Below are 16682 nucleotides of genomic sequence, written 5' to 3' on the forward strand. Positions count from 1 at the left end.
GCGCTCCTTGGAAACGTTGGGTGGTGAGGAACTGTGCAAAGACCTGTCAGTCGATGTTCACAGCAATTCTTTGGGGTTGGGGTTGGGTGTTGGCGGGTGGCGCGTCAATTCGGACGGAGTTGCCGGACATAGGTCTGCTGGAGCACCGCCATCGTGTTGGGCTTGCGTCCGTAGGCCAGGGCCGTGATGCGGTATGCCACATTGGGTCGGAGGTTCAGGGTCATGATGTCCAGCTGGCCCGGGTCCACGATCACGCCAGGGCCAGCGCCCTTGTCGTAGTTCAGTACTTCAATCCAGTACCAACCGCCCTGGTTGGGGGCTGTGGATGCATCCCATTGCAATATGGGATTGGCGGGGGAGGTCACGCTGCCGCGGGCCGCCCCGGTGTACTGGCCATAGCGCGCACCGACCAGGGGCTGGGTCATATCTTCGAGCTTGACCTCGCCAGCCTTCAGGTCCGGTGGCAAGGGGCTCGTCGCATTGGTGTAGTTCCAGAAATCCTGCCGCCCCGTGCGTTTTGTGCACAGGCCCGAGCGGCACTTGGTGGTCTGGGTGTCCAGATTGGCCAGGAGAGGGATGACCTCTGCGCTGTCCAATGGGATCTTGTCGGCGGTGGCAACGAAGTCACGGCATGTCGCTGCCGTGCACGTGGTGCCATCCGCAAACTCGCGCCGGATATCGAGCTCGGCGTCCTGCAGCAGGGCCTGCGCGGCCTCGAAGGCGCGTTGGTAGTCGGCGTCATTGCCCACCACCATCTCGTTGAACAGCGAGGTGCGGGATGCCCAGAGTGCCAGAAGCATGGACAGCATGACGAACACGATGACCACGAACAGCGCCACGCCTCGCTGCCGTGGCTGCAGTGGTCGATGGTTGGTGAAGAGGGGTCTTGGCATGGGAACGTTTCTCGAAGGTTTAGATAGGAGAGACCAGCCCCTGGCTGCGCATCTGGAACACGTTGCGGAACACGCTGTGCATGCGGCGTGCGCGCGCGCCGGTCAATGTGCTCATATCCACCGCGGTGCCGTTGCAGTCGGTGTAGTTGCTGCCGGCAGGCAGGTCGATGGCCTCGACGCCGTAGAGCACCAGGCACACTTCCACTGCCTGCACACGGCGCCAGTTGCCACCCACCCCAGTTGCATCAACGAAGGCCATCTTGGGGTCGCCGAGGGTGCTCACGGTGTCCTGCATCAGGTAGCGCACCTGGAAGTTGGCCACGTTCTGAGCGATGGGTTGGGCTGCTGCACTGTTGCCGCTGCACTGCAAGTCACTGCCATTCAGTTGAAATACGCTTTCCAGGCGTTCGTCGGCGTTGGCGCTGTCAGGGCCTCCGACGCAATTGCGCGCCAGCGTTTGTTCGGCGGTGCTGCTGAACACGGGCTCCGTAAAGCGGCGATAACCCAAGGTCACGGTGGCTGGCGCATTGGTGCCGGAAATCGTGTCCGTGCTGGGGTCGAAGCCTTTTGCGCTGCCTGACGCGGGTACGGTGGTCTGGAAACCCACAGGTGCAAGATACATGTCCTGCGCAACCTGGGATCTGGGATTCATGTGCAGGCGTATCGAGCCTGCCTGGCGCAGTTGCAACCCAATGACACGCATGGCGTAAGCGGCCTGCTGCTGGAGGCCGCTGGTATCGCTCACTGTACCTGTCACGCTGCGCGAAACCATGAGTGCACCCATGGCCACGGCAATGGTCAGCAGGCCGATGGTGATGCCCACCATCAGCTCGATCAAGGTGAACCCGCGTTGGCCGCGTGAACGGGGTGGCCGAGTTTTGTGCCGAGCCTGCTCGCGGACGCAATCTGTCGGGCGGTTGGCGGAAGAAGTGGTATTGGTGAGCATTTCAGGCCCCTGGGCAGTAGTACAAGGTGGTGTTGCCACCGGGGGCGTAGGGGGCGCAGCGGGCGGCAACGGGGATGTACTGCAAATGGCAGGTGTGGTCGGCCGGGCAGACTGCGGCAGCACCTCCCCCCGCGCTCAATGAGCCATCGTTGGCACGCACGTTGGTCGCGTCAATTTCGTCCTTGTAGGTTTTCTTTTCGGCCGCATTGGTGATCTCGCGCTCGTTTTCGCGCCAGGCAATCATCACTCCCAATTGGCGCCGTTGCCCTGCGGGGGTGCCGCTTGCGGCATTTTCCGCCGGAGGGATGAAGATGCTTGCCTTGCCCAATGGAAGATTGTCCCGGACTGCCTTTTTCCATACGCCCACGTCGTAAGTGGCCAACTGGGTGTTTGTACAGCTGGAGGCGCAACTGGTCACTGTCGGAGTTGCCGCAAAGGTCGTGACATAGGCATCGATATTTGCCAGGCCATTGGGATTGATCTTCATCCGTTCACCGAGATCTTCGATCAGGCGGATGGCCTGTGCCCGGCGCAGCGAGGTCGATGTGTCGGTGAGCGTGCGCATCTGGATGCCCAGGATGCCCAGGATGCCCAGGGACATGACGACGATGGCGACCAGGGACTCGATCAGACTGACGCCGCGCTGGGAATCGTGGGGTGGGAGGTTTGCGGGGCGCATGGAGAGTCCTCGGTGTCCGGAGCGGGTTTTCAGGCATTGAGGGATGGGTGGCGCTTTCAGCATGTTTCGCTGCCTTTCTTGCGCACGATCCGCCCCCCTATGCCTATGCACAGGCGGGCCGCGTTGCTATCGGTGATGGTCTTGCCTTGGGGCATGACCTCGAAGAACAGGTTGGTGGGAGCGCCGGCTCCAGGGCCCGTGGAGTGCGAGGCCATTCCCCAGCGGTCGATGACGATCTTGCCTGTGGTGTTGCCGGTCAGGTTGACCGCAATCCGGGTGGGGTCCTGCACACTTTGCAAGGGGCATTCGTTGGGTGTGACTGCGGGGTTGCAGCCATCCCAAACACCGTCGGCGTCTACATCGAAAAACACGAACCAGCCGCAGCCCCACTGCGTCGGACCGCCGCCATTGGTGCAGCTGGGGGCGTTGGTGCTGTTGGAGTCATTCTTCTGGATGATGACGTTGCCGTTGCGCTTGATGGCTTCCGAGCGGGCTAAATACAGGGTGGAAGTCATGCTCTCGGACACGTCGCGCACCCGCCAGCGCTCGATGAGCGGCCGAAAGCTGGGACCCGCCAGCGCAGTCAAGATTGCCACAATGGCCACGACGACCATAAGCTCAATAGCCGTGAAACCACCGCTGGGGTGTGCGGCTCCGCCGGGTGTGCGGATTTCTGACCAACGGGAAAGGCTGGGTGCTTGCATGATTTTCATATTAGGTGACCGGATGTGACGTGGCCATAGTGTGCTGACCAGTGGCGTGGAAGCCGGGACGAGCGGCCAAAAAGCGGTGCAGCAAACGGAGGAGGGCTGGCGAGGACTTCGCCTCTTGGGTGCATTCTGGGTGCCCCCGCGGGCTTCGGCAAGCCAAAAAGACCCATCTTGCTGGGTGCAGGCTATAATTCGATGGTTTTGCATGGTGCAAGACGCACGCCACCGGCCTTTCCAGCGGGTGGCGCAAGTAAAAACCGGGGTCTTCGGCGTTCTGCTGCAGCCCCCATCCAAGGAAAAAACCAAATGATCGCATCCTCCATCAAGGCCGAAGTCGTCAAGGCCAACGCCCGTGCTGCCAACGATACCGGTAGCCCAGAAGTGCAAGTGGCCCTGCTGACGGCCCGCATCAACGAACTGACCCCCCACTTCAAGACGCATGCCAAGGACCACCACGGTCGCCGCGGCCTGCTGCGCATGGTGAGCCGTCGTCGCAAGCTGCTGGACTACCTCAAGGCCAAGGACGCTGAACGCTACACGGCCCTGATCGCCAAGTTGGGTCTGCGCAAGTAATCCCGATTGCATGCCAAAACGCCTGGGTTAGTCCGCTAGCTCAGGCGTTTTTTACTTCGGAGCCGCAAAACAGAGCGAAGCTGTGTCATTCCAACGGGCCTGCCGCCACCGCGCGCAGGGGCAGGTCCGCTGGAATGGCATCGTGTTCTGAATTGCCCTCCACGCCAGGCTGGCACTGTGCTGCCAGCTACAACAAAAGGAGCTGAACATGAGCATTTTCAACAAAGTCACCAAGACCTTCCAATGGGGTGACAAGACCGTCATCATGGAAACGGGCGAAATCGCCCGCCAGGCCTCCGGTGCCGTGCTGGTGAACATCGACGACACCGTGGTGCTGGCCACCGTGGTGGCATCCAAGTCGGCCAAGCCCGGCCAGGACTTCTTCCCCCTGACGGTGGATTACATCGAGAAGACCTACGCCGCAGGCAAGATCCCCGGCAGCTTCTTCAAGCGCGAAGCCAAGCCCAGCGAACACGAAACCCTGACCAGCCGCCTGATCGACCGCCCGATCCGCCCGCTGTTCCCGGAGGGCTTCTTCAACGAAGTGCACGTGGTGATCCACACCGTGTCGCTGAACCCTGAAGTCGACGCCGACATCGCCGCCCTGATCGCTACCAGCGCCGCCCTGGCCATCTCCGGCATCCCTTTCACTGGCCCCATCGGCGCCGCGCGCGTGGGCTACATCAATGGCGAATACGTGCTGAACCCCGGTCAGACCGCGCGCAAGAGCTCGCAGATGGACCTGGTGGTGGCAGGTACCGAAGCCGCCGTGCTGATGGTGGAATCCGAAGCCCAGCAGCTGTCCGAAGAAATCATGCTCGGCGCCGTGGTGTTCGGCCACCAGCAGGGCAATGTGGCCATCAACGCCATCCATGACCTGGTGCGCGACGCTGGCAAGCCCGCATGGACCTGGCAAGCCCCCGCCAAGGACGAGGCCCTGATCGCCAAGGTTGGCGCCCTGGCCGACGACAAGCTCGCCGCCGCCTACCAGATCCGCAACAAGCAAAGCCGCACGCAAGCCTGCCGCGAAGCCTACGCTGCCGTGATGGCCGGCCTCAAGGCCGAAGGCGTGGAATTCGACGCCGTCAAGGTCGAAGGCATGCTGTTCGACATCGAGGCGCGCCTGGTGCGCAGCCAGATCCTGGCCGGTGAGCCGCGCATCGACGGCCGCGACACGCGCACCGTGCGCCCCATCGAGATCCGCAACAGCGTGCTGCCCCGTGCCCACGGCTCGGCCCTGTTCACGCGTGGTGAAACCCAGGCGCTGGTCGTGACCACGCTGGGTACCGAGCGCGATGCCCAGCGCATCGATGCCCTGGCCGGCGAGTACGAAGACCGCTTCATGATGCACTACAACATGCCTCCCTTCGCCACCGGCGAAGTGGGCCGCATGGGCTCGACCAAGCGCCGCGAAATCGGCCACGGCCGCCTGGCCAAGCGTGCCCTCGTGGCCGTGCTGCCGACCAAGGAAGAATTCCCCTACACCATGCGCGTGGTGTCGGAAATCACCGAATCCAATGGCTCCTCGTCCATGGCCTCGGTCTGCGGCGGCTGCCTGTCGATGATGGACGCCGGCGTGCCCATGAAGGCGCACGTGGCCGGTATCGCCATGGGCCTGATCAAGGACGCTAACCGCTTTGCCGTGCTGACCGACATCCTGGGTGATGAGGATCATCTGGGTGACATGGACTTCAAGGTGGCTGGTACCACTGCCGGTATCACCGCGCTGCAGATGGACATCAAGATCCAGGGCATCACCAAGGAAATCATGCAGGTCGCCCTGGCCCAGGCCAAGGAGGCGCGCATCCACATCCTGGGCAAGATGCAGGAAGCCATGGGTGAAGCCAAGACCGAAGTGTCCAACTTCGCGCCCAAGCTCTACACGATGAAGATCAACCCCGAGAAGATCCGTGACGTGATCGGCAAGGGTGGTTCCGTGATCCGTGCGCTGACCGAAGAGACCGGCTGTCAGATCAACATCGAGGAAGACGGCACCATCACCATCGCCGCCACCGACAACGCCAAGGCCGACGAAGCCAAGCGCCGCATCGAGCAGATCACGGCCGAGGTCGAAATCGGCAAGGTCTACGAAGGTCCCGTGACCAAGATCCTGGACTTCGGTGCTCTGATCAATCTGCTGCCCGGCAAGGATGGCCTGTTGCACATCAGCCAGATCGCGCACGAGCGCGTCGAGCGCGTCGGCGACTACCTGACCGAAGGCCAGATCGTCAAGGTCAAGGTCATGGAGACCGACGAAAAGGGCCGCGTCAAGCTGTCCATGAAGGCCCTGGCCGACCGCCCTGCGGGTGGTGGTTTCAGCGACCGCCCTGCGCCTGCAGAGCGTGGTGACCGCGAGCCGCGCCGCGACCATGGCCGCGATCGCCAGCCGGTCGACCAGCAACAGCAGCAGCAACAACAGCAGTCGCTGCCGTCGGACGACGCATCGGGCCAGGCGAACGGCTGATTGCCGCCTTGGCTGCCGCCACCGGGTGGGTCGCTTGCAGCGGCCTGCCGCGGGCGGCGGTCAAGACCGGTGATATCCATGCCATCAACCACGGACCATCCTATGCAAGCGGTGGAGATTTCCTCGTTCGGCGCGCCCGAAGTGCTGCGCCTGGGCGAGCGCCCTGTGCCCGTACCGGCTGCGGGCGAGTTGCTGATCCGCGTGGGCGCCAGCGGCATCAACCGCCCTGACGTGCTGCAGCGCATGGGCCACTACGCGCCTCCGCCCGGTACCTCCGACCTTCCGGGTCTGGAAGTGGCGGGCGTGGTGCAGGCAGGGGATGCCGATGCCCTGGCCCGCTCGGGCCTGGCGATTGGCGACCGTGTCTGTGCGCTGGTTGCCGGTGGCGGCTATGCCCAGTGGTGTGTGGCGCCCGCCGAGCAGTGCCTGCCGGTGCCTGCCGGGTTCAGCGATGTCGAGGCGGCCTCGCTGCCCGAGACCTTCTTCACGGTGTGGAGCAATGTCTTCGATCGTGGCCGCCTGCAGGCGGGTGAAACCCTGCTGGTGCAGGGTGGTACCAGCGGCATCGGCGTCACGGCCATTCAGTTGGCGCGCGCCTTTGGCGCGACGGTGATCGCCACGGCGGGCAGCGACGAAAAGTGCCAGGCCTGCCTCGATCTGGGTGCGCACCATGCCATCAACTACAAGTCGCAGGACTTCGTGGTGGAGGCCAGGCGCATCACCGACGGCAAGGGCGTCGATGTGGTGCTGGACATGGTGGCTGGCGGCTACGTCGCGCGCGAGGTCGAGTGCCTCGCCGAGGATGGCCGCATCGTCATCATCGCCGTGCAGGGCGGGGTCAAGAGCGAGGTGAATGCCGGCCTGGTGCTGCGCCGCAGGCTCACCATCACCGGCTCCACCCTGCGTCCGCGCTCGGTGGCCTTCAAGGGGGCCATTGCCCGCGCGCTGCGCGAGCAGGTGTGGCCCTTGCTGGCGGCGGGTACGGTGCGTCCGGTCATCCACAGCACCTTCGCTGCGGTCGATGCGGCCAAGGCGCATGCCCTGATGGAATCCAACCAGCATGTTGGCAAGATTGTTTTGACGTGGTGAACATGAAAAAGAAGCTCATCGCAGGCAACTGGAAGATGAACGGCGGCCTGGCCGCCAACGAGGCATTGCTGCAGGCATTACTGCAGGGTGTGGCCTCGGCCGCGCCGCAGTGCGATGTTGCCGTGGCCGTTCCGGCGCCTTATCTGGCGCAGGTGCAGGCCCTGGTGGCCGGCTCGGGCATCGCCCTGGCGGCCCAGGATGTGTCGGCGCACGAGCAGGGCGCCTACACCGGCGAGGTGTCGGCCGCCATGCTCAAGGAGTTCGGTGCCCGCTATGTGCTCGTGGGGCATTCCGAGCGCCGCCAGTACCATGGCGAAACCGATGCCGTCGTGGCCATCAAGGCGCAGCGCGCGCTGGCGCTGGGCGTCACGCCCATCGTCTGCCTGGGTGAAACCCTGGCCGAGCGCGATGCCGGCGAAACCGAGGCGGTCGTCAAGCGCCAGCTGGCTGCAGTGATCCACCTCAATGGCCACTGCATCAGCGAGATCGTGGTGGCGTACGAGCCGGTCTGGGCCATCGGCACCGGCCGCACGGCCACGCCCGAGCAGGCCCAGGCCGTGCACGCAGTGCTGCGTGCGCAGCTGGCCGCAGCCAGCGAGCACGCCGACCGCGTGCACCTGCTGTATGGCGGCAGCATGAATGCCGCGAATGCGGCCGAACTGCTGGCGCAAACCGACATCGATGGTGGTCTCGTGGGCGGTGCCTCGCTCAAGGCCGGCGATTTCTTGCAGATCATGGGTGCGGCCTCTGCGGGCCGCGCCTGAAGCTATTCAAATCAGGAGTAAACAGAGAATGAATGTGATCGTGAACGTGGTTCTGGCGGTGCAGATGCTCACCGCCCTGGGAATGATCGGGTTGATCCTGATCCAGCACGGCAAGGGTGCCGACATGGGTGCTGCCTTTGGCAGCGGCAGCTCGGGCAGCCTGTTTGGCGCCAGCGGCAGTGCCAACTTCCTGTCGCGCACCACGGCGGTGCTGGCGGCAGTGTTCTTTGCCGCTACGCTGGCTCTGGCATACTTCGGCAATGCGCGCCCCGCCAGCTCTGGCAGCGTGCTCGAAGCGCCAGCAGCGACTTCGCCCGCGCCAGCGTCTGCGGCATCGGGTGCAGCCCCTGCGGTGATTCCTGTGCCCGTGGTGCCGGCGTCCGGCGCGGCACAGATCCCGACCAAATAATCTGCACTAATTTGGGCCCTGAACTGCAGAGCAGGGTTTTTACGGAGTAGAATCCTGGATTGTCTGGAAAGCCAAAACCGCAAGGTTCCTCATGCCATCCAGGCACATACATCCAGCCGTCGTGGTGAAATTGGTAGACACGCTATCTTGAGGGGGTAGTGGCGAAAGCTGTGCGAGTTCGAGTCTCGCCGACGGCACCAAAACAAAGGCCTCCCCGCATGACCCAGCAAGGGTCATGTCGGGCCAGGCCACAGCGGTGAGCACATCCTCCAGATGAACCTCGATCAGTACCTCCCCGTCCTCTTGTTCATCCTGGTCGGCATCGCCGTTGGCGTGGTGCCCCTAGTCATCGGATATGTCCTCGGTCCCAACCGCCCGGACGACGCCAAGAATTCTCCCTACGAGTGTGGCTTTGAAGCCTTCGAGGATGCGCGCATGAAGTTCGACGTGCGCTACTACCTCGTCGCCATTCTCTTCATCCTGTTCGACCTCGAAATCGCGTTTCTCTTCCCGTGGGCGGTCACGCTCCACGAGGTGGGTGCCGCCGGTTTCGTTGCCGTGGTGATCTTCCTGACGATCCTCGTCGTGGGCTTTGCCTACGAGTGGAAAAAGGGCGCCCTCGATTGGGAATGACAGCGGGCTTCAACAAGGACTGATGCAATGATTGAAGGCGTGATGAAGGAAGGCTTCATCACCACGAGCTATGACTCCGTGGTGAATTGGGCCAAAACCGGCTCGCTGTGGCCCATGACGTTCGGTCTGGCCTGCTGCGCTGTCGAAATGATGCACGCGGCGGCTGCGCGCTACGACATCGGCCGCTTCGGTGCCGAAGTGTTCCGTGCCAGCCCCCGCCAGTCCGATCTGATGATCGTGGCCGGCACGCTGTGCAACAAGATGGCGCCTGCGCTGCGCAAGGTGTACGACCAGATGTCGGAGCCCCGCTGGGTGCTGTCGATGGGCTCGTGCGCCAATGGCGGCGGCTACTACCACTACAGCTACTCCGTGGTGCGTGGATGCGACCGCATCGTGCCCGTGGATGTCTACGTGCCGGGCTGCCCGCCCACGGCCGAAGCGCTGATCTACGGCATCATCCAGCTGCAGCAGAAGATCCGCCGCACCAACACCATTGCGCGTGTCTGAGGGTTGACGATGACATCTGTTGCCATTCGCCCTGAAAAAATCAAGGACACCGTCGCTGCCGTGCTGGGCGACAAGGTCCGCAAGATCCATGTGGCCCTCGAAGAGGTCACCGTCGAGGTCTCCCCCGCCGACTACCTGGCTGCCATGCAGCAGCTGCGCGATGCACCCGGCTGCCAGTTCGAGCAGCTGATCGACCTGTGCGGTGTGGACTACTCGGCCTACGCCGACGAGTTCAACGAAGGCGCGCGCTACTGCGTGGTGTCGCACCTGCTGTCCGTCAGCCTGAACCAGCGCCTGCGCGTCAAGGTGTTCTGCGCCGACGACGATTTCCCGGTCGTGGCCTCGGTGGCCGACCTCTGGAATTCGGCCAACTGGTACGAGCGCGAAGCGTTCGACCTGTTTGGCATCGTGTTCGACGGCCACAACGACCTGCGCCGCATCCTGACCGACTATGGCTTCATCGGCCACCCCTTCCGCAAGGACTTCCCGCTGTCCGGCCATGTTGAGATGCGCTACGACGCCGAGCAGCGCCGGGTGGTCTACGAGCCGGTGTCGATCGAGCCGCGCGAGATCACGCCGCGCATCATCCGCGAAGACAAGTACGGAGGCCTGCACTAAGGCGCCCTGCGCCCCACGTGACCCACCATGGCTGAAATCAAGAACTACTCCCTGAACTTCGGACCGCAGCACCCTGCAGCGCACGGCGTGCTGCGCCTGGTGCTCGAGCTCGACGGCGAAGTCGTGCAACGCGCCGACCCGCACATCGGCCTGTTGCACCGCGCCACCGAAAAGCTGGCCGAGCACAAGACCTACATCCAGTCGCTGCCCTACATGGACCGCCTGGACTACGTGTCGATGATGTGCAACGAGCACGCCTACTGCCTGGCCATCGAGAAGCTGCTGGGCCTGGAAGTGCCCGAGCGCGCGCAGTACATCCGCGTGATGTTCTCCGAGATCACGCGCCTGCTGAACCACCTGATGTGGCTCGGTTCGCACGGCAATGACTGCGGCAGCTCCACCATCCTGATCTACACTTTCCGCGAGCGCGAAGACCTGTTCGACATGTACGAAGCCGTCTCCGGCGCGCGCATGCACGCGGCGTACTTCCGTCCGGGCGGCGTCTACCGCGACCTGCCGGACAGCATGCCGCAGTACAAGGTCAGCAAGATCAAGAACGCCAAGGCCCTGGAGGCCATGAACCAGAACCGCAAGGGTTCGCTGCTCGACTTCATCGACGACTTCACGAAGCGCTTCCCGGGCTGCGTGGACGAGTACGAGACCCTGCTCACCGACAACCGCATCTGGAAGCAGCGCACCGTGGGCATTGGCGTGGTGCCGCCCGAACGCGCGCTCAACCTGGGCATGACCGGCCCCATGATCCGCGGCTCCGGCATCGCCTGGGACCTGCGCAAGACCCAGCCCTACGATGTCTACGACCGCATGGACTTCGACATCCCGGTGGGCAAGACGGGCGACTGCTATGACCGCTACCTCGTGCGTGTGCAGGAGATGCGCGAGTCCAACCGCATCATCAAGCAGTGCGTGGACTGGCTGCGCGCCAATCCGGGTCCTGTCATTACCGACAACCACAAGGTGGCTGCGCCCGATCGTGAATCCATGAAGTCGAACATGGAGGAGTTGATCCACCATTTCAAGCTCTTCACTGAAGGTTTCCACGTGCCCGAAGGCGAAGCCTACGCCGCCGTGGAACACCCCAAGGGCGAGTTCGGCATCTACCTGGTGAGCGACGGTGCCAACAAGCCCTACCGCCTGAAGATCCGTGCGCCCGGCTTTGCGCACCTGGCCACGCTCGATGAAATGGCGCGCGGCCACATGATTGCCGACGCCGTGGCCATCATCGGCACCATGGATATCGTGTTCGGGGAGATTGACCGATGAGTAACACCGAAGCGAAGAACCAGACCGCTGGCGCCATCACCGAGGCGACGCTCGCCCGCTTTGCGCGCGAAGTCGCCAAGTACCCGCCCGAGCAGAAGCAGTCGGCCGTGATGGCCTGCCTGTCCATCGTGCAGCAGGAGCAGGGCTGGGTCAGCACCGCGAGCGAGGCCGTGATCGCCGACTACCTGGGCATGGCCCAGATCGCGGTGCACGAAGTCACCACGTTCTACAACATGTACAACCAGCAGCCGACGGGCAAGTACAAGCTCAACGTCTGCACCAACCTGCCTTGCCAGCTGCGCGACGGCCAGAAGGCGCTGCACCACCTCGAGAAGAAGCTCGGCGTGACCATGGGCGAGACCACGCCCGACGGCCTGTTCACGCTGCAGCAGTGCGAGTGCCTGGGCGCCTGCGCCGATGCGCCCGTGATGCTGGTCAACGACCGCACCATGTGCAGCTTCATGGACAATGACAAGCTCGACCAGCTGGTCGACGGCCTCAAGGCAGCGGAAGGACAAGCATGACCACCGCCGCACAGATACTCTCGCAGTTCCAGGCCACCGGTGTCCAGACCTGCTTTCACGACCGCCATATCGAACCGCAGATCTACGCGGGCCTCGATGGCACGAACTGGAGCATCAAGGACTACGAGGCGCGCGGTGGCTACCAGGCCCTGCGCAAGATCCTGGCCCAGGGTGAAGGCGCAGGCCTCACCCAGGACCAGGTGATCGCCACCGTCAAGGAATCGGGCCTGCGCGGCCGCGGCGGTGCGGGCTTCCCCACCGGCCTCAAGTGGAGCTTCATGCCCCGCTCGTTCCCTGGCCAGAAGTACCTGGTGTGCAACTCCGACGAAGGCGAGCCAGGCACCTGCAAGGACCGCGACATCCTGCAGTTCAACCCGCACATCGTCATCGAAGGCATGATCATCGCGGCCTACGCGATGGGCATCTCCGTGGGCTACAACTACATCCACGGCGAAATCTTCCAGACCTACGACCGCTTCGAAGAAGCGCTCGAAGAGGCGCGTGCCGCCGGCTACCTGGGCGACAAGATCCTGGGCAGCAACTTCAGCTTCCAGCTGCATGCCGCGCACGGCTTCGGCGCCTACATCTGCGGCGAAGAGACCGCACTGCTCGAATCGCTCGAAGGCAAGAAGGGCCAACCGCGCTTCAAGCCGCCGTTCCCCGCCAGCTTCGGCCTGTACGGCAAGCCCACCACCATCAACAACACCGAGACCTTCGCGGCGGTGCCATGGATCATCCGCAACGGTGGCCAGGCCTACCTCGAATGCGGCAAGCCGAACAACGGCGGCACCAAGATCTTCTCGGTCTCGGGTGACGTGGAAAAGCCCGGCAACTACGAAGTGCCCATGGGCACGCCGTTCGCCAAGCTGCTCGAACTCGCCGGTGGCGTGCGCAAGGGCCGCCAGCTCAAGGCCGTGATCCCTGGAGGCTCGTCCTCCCCGGTGTTGCCGGCTTCCATCATCATGGAATGCACGCTGGACTACGACTCCATCGCCAAGGCCGGCTCGATGCTGGGCTCGGGCGCCGTCATCGTGATGGACGACTCCCGCAGCATGGTCGAGAGCCTGCTGCGCCTGTCCTATTTTTACTCGCACGAGTCCTGCGGCCAGTGCACGCCGTGCCGCGAAGGCACGGGCTGGATGTGGCGCGTGATCGACCGGATCCAGCATGGCCAGGGGCGCGATGGCGACCTGAACCTGCTCAATTCGGTGGCAGACAACATCCAGGGCCGCACCATCTGCGCACTGGGTGACGCAGCGGCCATGCCGGTGCGCGCCATGATCAAGCACTTCCGTCCGGAATTCGAAGCGCTGATCCGCCAAGAGAAGACCCCCCAGGCTTCCACCTCCGCCTGATCGCGAGAAACGCATATGGTTGAAATCGAACTCGACGGGCAGAAGGTAGAAGTCGCTGAAGGCTGCATGGTGATGCATGCAGCCGAAAAGGCCGGCACCTACATTCCCCATTTCTGTTACCACAAGAAGCTGTCCATTGCCGCCAACTGCCGCATGTGCCTGGTGGATGTGGAAAAGGCCCCCAAGCCCATGCCTGCCTGCGCCACGCCGGTGACGCAGGGCATGATCGTGCGCACCAAGAGCGACAAGGCCATCAAGGCCCAGCAGTCGGTCATGGAATTCCTGCTGATCAACCACCCGCTGGACTGCCCCATCTGCGACCAGGGCGGCGAGTGCCAGCTGCAGGACCTGGCCGTGGGCTACGGCGGTTCCTCCTCGCGCTACGAGGAAGAAAAGCGCGTGGTCTTCCACAAGGACGTGGGCCCGCTGATCTCCATGGAAGAGATGAGCCGCTGCATCCACTGCACCCGCTGCGTGCGCTTCGGCCAGGAAGTGGCCGGCGTGATGGAGCTCGGGATGATCCACCGCGGCGAGCACTCCGAGATCACCACCGTGGTGGGCGATACCGTGGACTCCGAGCTGTCGGGCAACATGATCGACATCTGCCCCGTGGGCGCGCTCACGAGCAAGCCGTTCCGCTACAGCGCCCGCACCTGGGAACTGTCGCGCCGCCGCTCCGTCAGCCCGCACGACTCCACCGGTGCCAACCTCATCGTGCAGGTCAAGAACCACAAAGTCATGCGTGTCGTTCCGTTCGAGAACGAAGCCGTCAACGAATGCTGGATCGCCGACCGTGACCGCTTCTCGTACGAATCGCTCAACAGCGACGAGCGCCTGACCCAGCCCATGCTCAAGCAGGGCGGCGTCTGGAAGAGCGTCGACTGGCAGACCGCGCTCGAGTACGTGGCCAACGGCTTGAAGAACATCAAGAACGACCACGGCGCCAACAGCATCGGCGCCCTGGTCAGCCCGCACAGCACGCTCGAAGAGCTGTACCTGGCCTCCGCCCTGGTGCGCGGCCTGGGCAGCGACAGCATCGACTACCGCCTGCGCAACGCCGAGTTCGCGGCGCCCGAAGGCATCCGCTGGCTCGGCACGTCCATCGCCTCCCTGTCCACGCTGCAACGCGTGCTGGTGGTGGGCTCCAACCTGCGCAAGGACCATCCGCTGTTCGCCCTGCGCGTGCGCCATGCCGTGCGCCACGGCGCCCAGCTGAGCGTGGTCGACTCCTCCGTTGGCGACTGGGCCATGCCCATCAAGCACCAGCTGCTGCAGGACGCCAGCCAGTGGGTGCAGGCCCTTGGTTCCGTGGCTTCGGCCATTGCCCAGGAAAAGAACGTGGCGGCGCCGGCTGGCGCAGCCCAGGCCACCGAGGCCAGCCTGGCCATCGCCCGCTCGCTGCTGGGTGGTGAGCGCAAGGCCGTGCTGCTGGGCAATGCCGCCGCGCACCATGGCCAGGCCGCAGCGCTGCTGGCCCTGGCCAACTGGATCGGCGAGCAGACCGGCGCCACCGTCGGCTACCTGACCGAAGCCGCCAACACCGTGGGTGCCCAGTTCGCGGGAGCCCATCCCGTGGGCAGCGGCCTGAACGCAGGCCAGATGCTGGCCGGCGGCCTCAAGGCCGTGCTGCTGCTCAACACCGAGCCCGCCTTCGACGCGGCCAACGGTGCGCAAGCCGCCGCGGCCATCGGCCAGGCACAGATGGTCGTGACCCTGAGCCCCTTCAAGGCCAACATGGACATCAGCGATGTGCTGCTGCCCATCGCCCCGTTCACCGAGACCTCGGGCAGCTTCGTCAACGCCGAAGGGCGCCTGCAGAGTTTCCACGCCGTGGTGCGCCCGCTGGGCGACACGCGTCCCGCCTGGAAGGTGCTGCGCGTGCTGGCCAACGTGCTCGGCGTGCCCGGTTTCGACTTCGAGACCTCGCAGGACGTGCTGGCCCGTGCCACCAACGCCCCCGCGGGCAAGCTGGCCATGCTGCCGGCCGAGCAACTGTCCAATGCCGTGGCCCAGGTTCCGCCAACTGCGGCACCCGTGGGTGAGCCGGCGGTGGCCTCCATCTACCAACTCGATGGCCTGGTGCGCCGCGCCACCTCGCTGCAATTGACAGCCGATGCCCGCATGGCGGCCGGTGAAGGAGTGGCGGCATGATCGACGCGCTGTACAACGGCGGGCTGAACCTCCTGCCTTTCGCCTGGTGGACGGGCGCTGCCTGGCCCGTGCTCTGGATCCTGCTCAAGATCGTCGTGATCGTCGCGCCCCTGATGGGTGCGGTGGCCTACCTCACGCTGTGGGAGCGCAAGCTGCTCGGTTTCATGCAGGTGCGCCACGGCCCCAACCGGGTCGGCCCCATGGGCCTGCTGCAGCCGCTGGCCGACGGCCTGAAGCTGATGACCAAGGAAATCATCCAGCCTGCGGCCGCCAGCAAGGGCCTGTTCGTGCTGGGCCCGCTGATGGCCATCATGCCGGCGCTCGCCGCCTGGGTGGCGATCCCCTTCGGTCCCGACGTGGCACTGGCCAACGTCAACGCCGGCCTGCTGCTGGTGATGGCGATTACCTCCATCGAAGTCTATGGCGTGATCATCGCCGGCTGGGCATCGAACTCCAAGTACGCCTTCCTGGGCGCACTGCGCGCCTCGGCGCAGATGGTGAGCTATGAAATCGCCATGGGCTTTTGCTTCCTGGTGGTGATCATGGTGTCGGGCAGCATGAACCTGACCGAAATCGTGATGTCCCAGTCCCGCGGCATGGCCGCCGACAAGGGCCTGGTGTTCCTGTCCTGGAACTGGCTGCCCCTGCTGCCGATCTTCCTGGTGTACCTGATCTCCGGCGTGGCCGAGACCAACCGCCACCCCTTCGACGTGGTCGAAGGCGAAGCCGAAATCGTGGCTGGCCACATGGTCGAGTACTCGGGCATGGGTTTCGCCGTGTTCTTCCTGGCCGAATACGCCAGCATGTGGCTGGTGTCCATCCTGGCGGCGCTGATGTTCCTGGGCGGCTGGCTGTCGCCCATCGACAGCGTGCTGTTCAACTGGATTCCGGGCTGGATCTGGCTCGGCATCAAGACCTTCGTCGTGGTCTCCATGTTCATCTGGATCCGCGCCACCTTCCCGCGCTTCCGCTATGACCAGATCATGCGCCTGGGCTGGAAGATCTTCATTCCGGTCACCCTGGTGTGGCTGCTCATCGTCGGCGGGTGGTTGCTCTCGCCGTGGAACATCTGGAAATAAGCGGGGA

17 protein-coding genes and 1 tRNA gene are annotated in these 16682 nt (G+C 64.1%); 14 read left to right on the forward strand and 4 right to left on the reverse strand.

The genetic code is table 11. The features are described from left to right. Positions 1-104: 104 nt before the first annotated feature. The 4 genes from AC07PA_RS05465 to AC07PA_RS05480 are packed head-to-tail and all read right to left on the reverse strand — an operon-like array spanning position 105 to position 3231. Positions 105-893: a pilus assembly PilX family protein gene (locus tag AC07PA_RS05465; RefSeq protein WP_494604680.1), complete on the reverse strand. Its 789-nt coding sequence runs from the start codon at positions 891-893 to the stop codon at positions 105-107. A 19-nt stretch (positions 894-912) separates the two neighbouring features. Further along, entirely contained in the window at positions 913-1839 is a 927-nt protein-coding gene (locus AC07PA_RS05470; RefSeq protein ID WP_494604682.1) for a PilW family protein, read from the reverse strand. 1 nt (position 1840) lies between these two features. Continuing rightward, on the reverse strand, positions 1841-2518 hold the full coding sequence (gene pilV, locus AC07PA_RS05475; protein WP_494604684.1) for a type IV pilus modification protein PilV: 678 nt from the start codon (positions 2516-2518) through the stop codon (positions 1841-1843). Between the two features lie 56 nt (positions 2519-2574). Next, positions 2575-3231 (reverse strand): GspH/FimT family pseudopilin, encoded by a 657-nt coding sequence (locus AC07PA_RS05480; RefSeq protein ID WP_494604686.1) that lies wholly within the window; start codon positions 3229-3231, stop codon positions 2575-2577. Between the two features lie 303 nt (positions 3232-3534). On the opposite strand from AC07PA_RS05480, the gene rpsO reads away from it, so the two are divergent. The 14 genes from rpsO (at position 3535) to nuoH (ending at position 16675) form a co-directional block, all read left to right on the forward strand. Next, entirely contained in the window at positions 3535-3801 is a 267-nt protein-coding gene (gene rpsO, locus AC07PA_RS05485) for a 30S ribosomal protein S15 (protein WP_007849123.1), read from the forward strand. Between the two features lie 208 nt (positions 3802-4009). Beyond that, positions 4010-6265, forward strand: a complete 2256-nt coding sequence (gene pnp, locus AC07PA_RS05490) for a polyribonucleotide nucleotidyltransferase (protein ID WP_007849124.1) — start codon at positions 4010-4012, stop codon at positions 6263-6265. A gap of 102 nt (positions 6266-6367) precedes the next feature. Next, positions 6368-7354 carry an NAD(P)H-quinone oxidoreductase gene (locus tag AC07PA_RS05495; RefSeq protein WP_494604689.1) on the forward strand — a complete coding sequence of 329 codons (987 nt, stop codon included), beginning with the start codon at positions 6368-6370 and terminating at the stop codon, positions 7352-7354. Between the two features lie 2 nt (positions 7355-7356). Then, entirely contained in the window at positions 7357-8118 is a 762-nt protein-coding gene (gene tpiA / locus AC07PA_RS05500; RefSeq protein WP_494604691.1) for a triose-phosphate isomerase, read from the forward strand. A gap of 28 nt (positions 8119-8146) precedes the next feature. Further along, positions 8147-8527, forward strand: coding sequence for a preprotein translocase subunit SecG (gene secG / locus AC07PA_RS05505; RefSeq protein WP_007849127.1), 381 nt, complete (start codon positions 8147-8149; stop codon positions 8525-8527). Between the two features lie 115 nt (positions 8528-8642). Then, positions 8643-8727, forward strand: a tRNA-Leu gene (locus AC07PA_RS05510). A 73-nt stretch (positions 8728-8800) separates the two neighbouring features. Further along, positions 8801-9160, forward strand: coding sequence for an NADH-quinone oxidoreductase subunit A (locus AC07PA_RS05515; RefSeq protein ID WP_007849128.1), 360 nt, complete (start codon positions 8801-8803; stop codon positions 9158-9160). A 27-nt stretch (positions 9161-9187) separates the two neighbouring features. Beyond that, positions 9188-9667 (forward strand): NuoB/complex I 20 kDa subunit family protein, encoded by a 480-nt coding sequence (locus AC07PA_RS05520; RefSeq protein WP_007849129.1) that lies wholly within the window; start codon positions 9188-9190, stop codon positions 9665-9667. Between the two features lie 9 nt (positions 9668-9676). Continuing rightward, complete coding sequence (locus AC07PA_RS05525; protein ID WP_494604694.1) at positions 9677-10285, forward strand: NADH-quinone oxidoreductase subunit C; 609 nt, start codon at positions 9677-9679, stop codon at positions 10283-10285. A gap of 27 nt (positions 10286-10312) precedes the next feature. Further along, positions 10313-11566 carry an NADH-quinone oxidoreductase subunit D gene (locus AC07PA_RS05530; RefSeq protein WP_007849131.1) on the forward strand — a complete coding sequence of 418 codons (1254 nt, stop codon included), beginning with the start codon at positions 10313-10315 and terminating at the stop codon, positions 11564-11566. After that, positions 11563-12090 (forward strand): NADH-quinone oxidoreductase subunit NuoE, encoded by a 528-nt coding sequence (gene nuoE / locus AC07PA_RS05535; RefSeq protein WP_007849132.1) that lies wholly within the window; start codon positions 11563-11565, stop codon positions 12088-12090. Before AC07PA_RS05530 ends, nuoE begins: the two co-directional genes overlap by 4 nt. Beyond that, positions 12087-13445, forward strand: a complete 1359-nt coding sequence (gene nuoF, locus AC07PA_RS05540) for an NADH-quinone oxidoreductase subunit NuoF (protein ID WP_007849133.1) — start codon at positions 12087-12089, stop codon at positions 13443-13445. Before nuoE ends, nuoF begins: the two co-directional genes overlap by 4 nt. A 15-nt stretch (positions 13446-13460) precedes the next feature. Next, the gene (nuoG, locus tag AC07PA_RS05545) at positions 13461-15596 is read left to right on the forward strand and encodes an NADH-quinone oxidoreductase subunit NuoG (protein ID WP_494604697.1); all 2136 of its coding nucleotides are present in this window, start codon (positions 13461-13463) and stop codon (positions 15594-15596) included. Further along, positions 15593-16675 (forward strand): NADH-quinone oxidoreductase subunit NuoH, encoded by a 1083-nt coding sequence (nuoH, locus tag AC07PA_RS05550; RefSeq protein ID WP_007849135.1) that lies wholly within the window; start codon positions 15593-15595, stop codon positions 16673-16675. Before nuoG ends, nuoH begins: the two co-directional genes overlap by 4 nt. The last annotated feature ends 7 nt before the right edge of the window (positions 16676-16682 follow it).

The organism is Acidovorax sp. GW821-FHT09B03 (assembly GCF_059418305.1).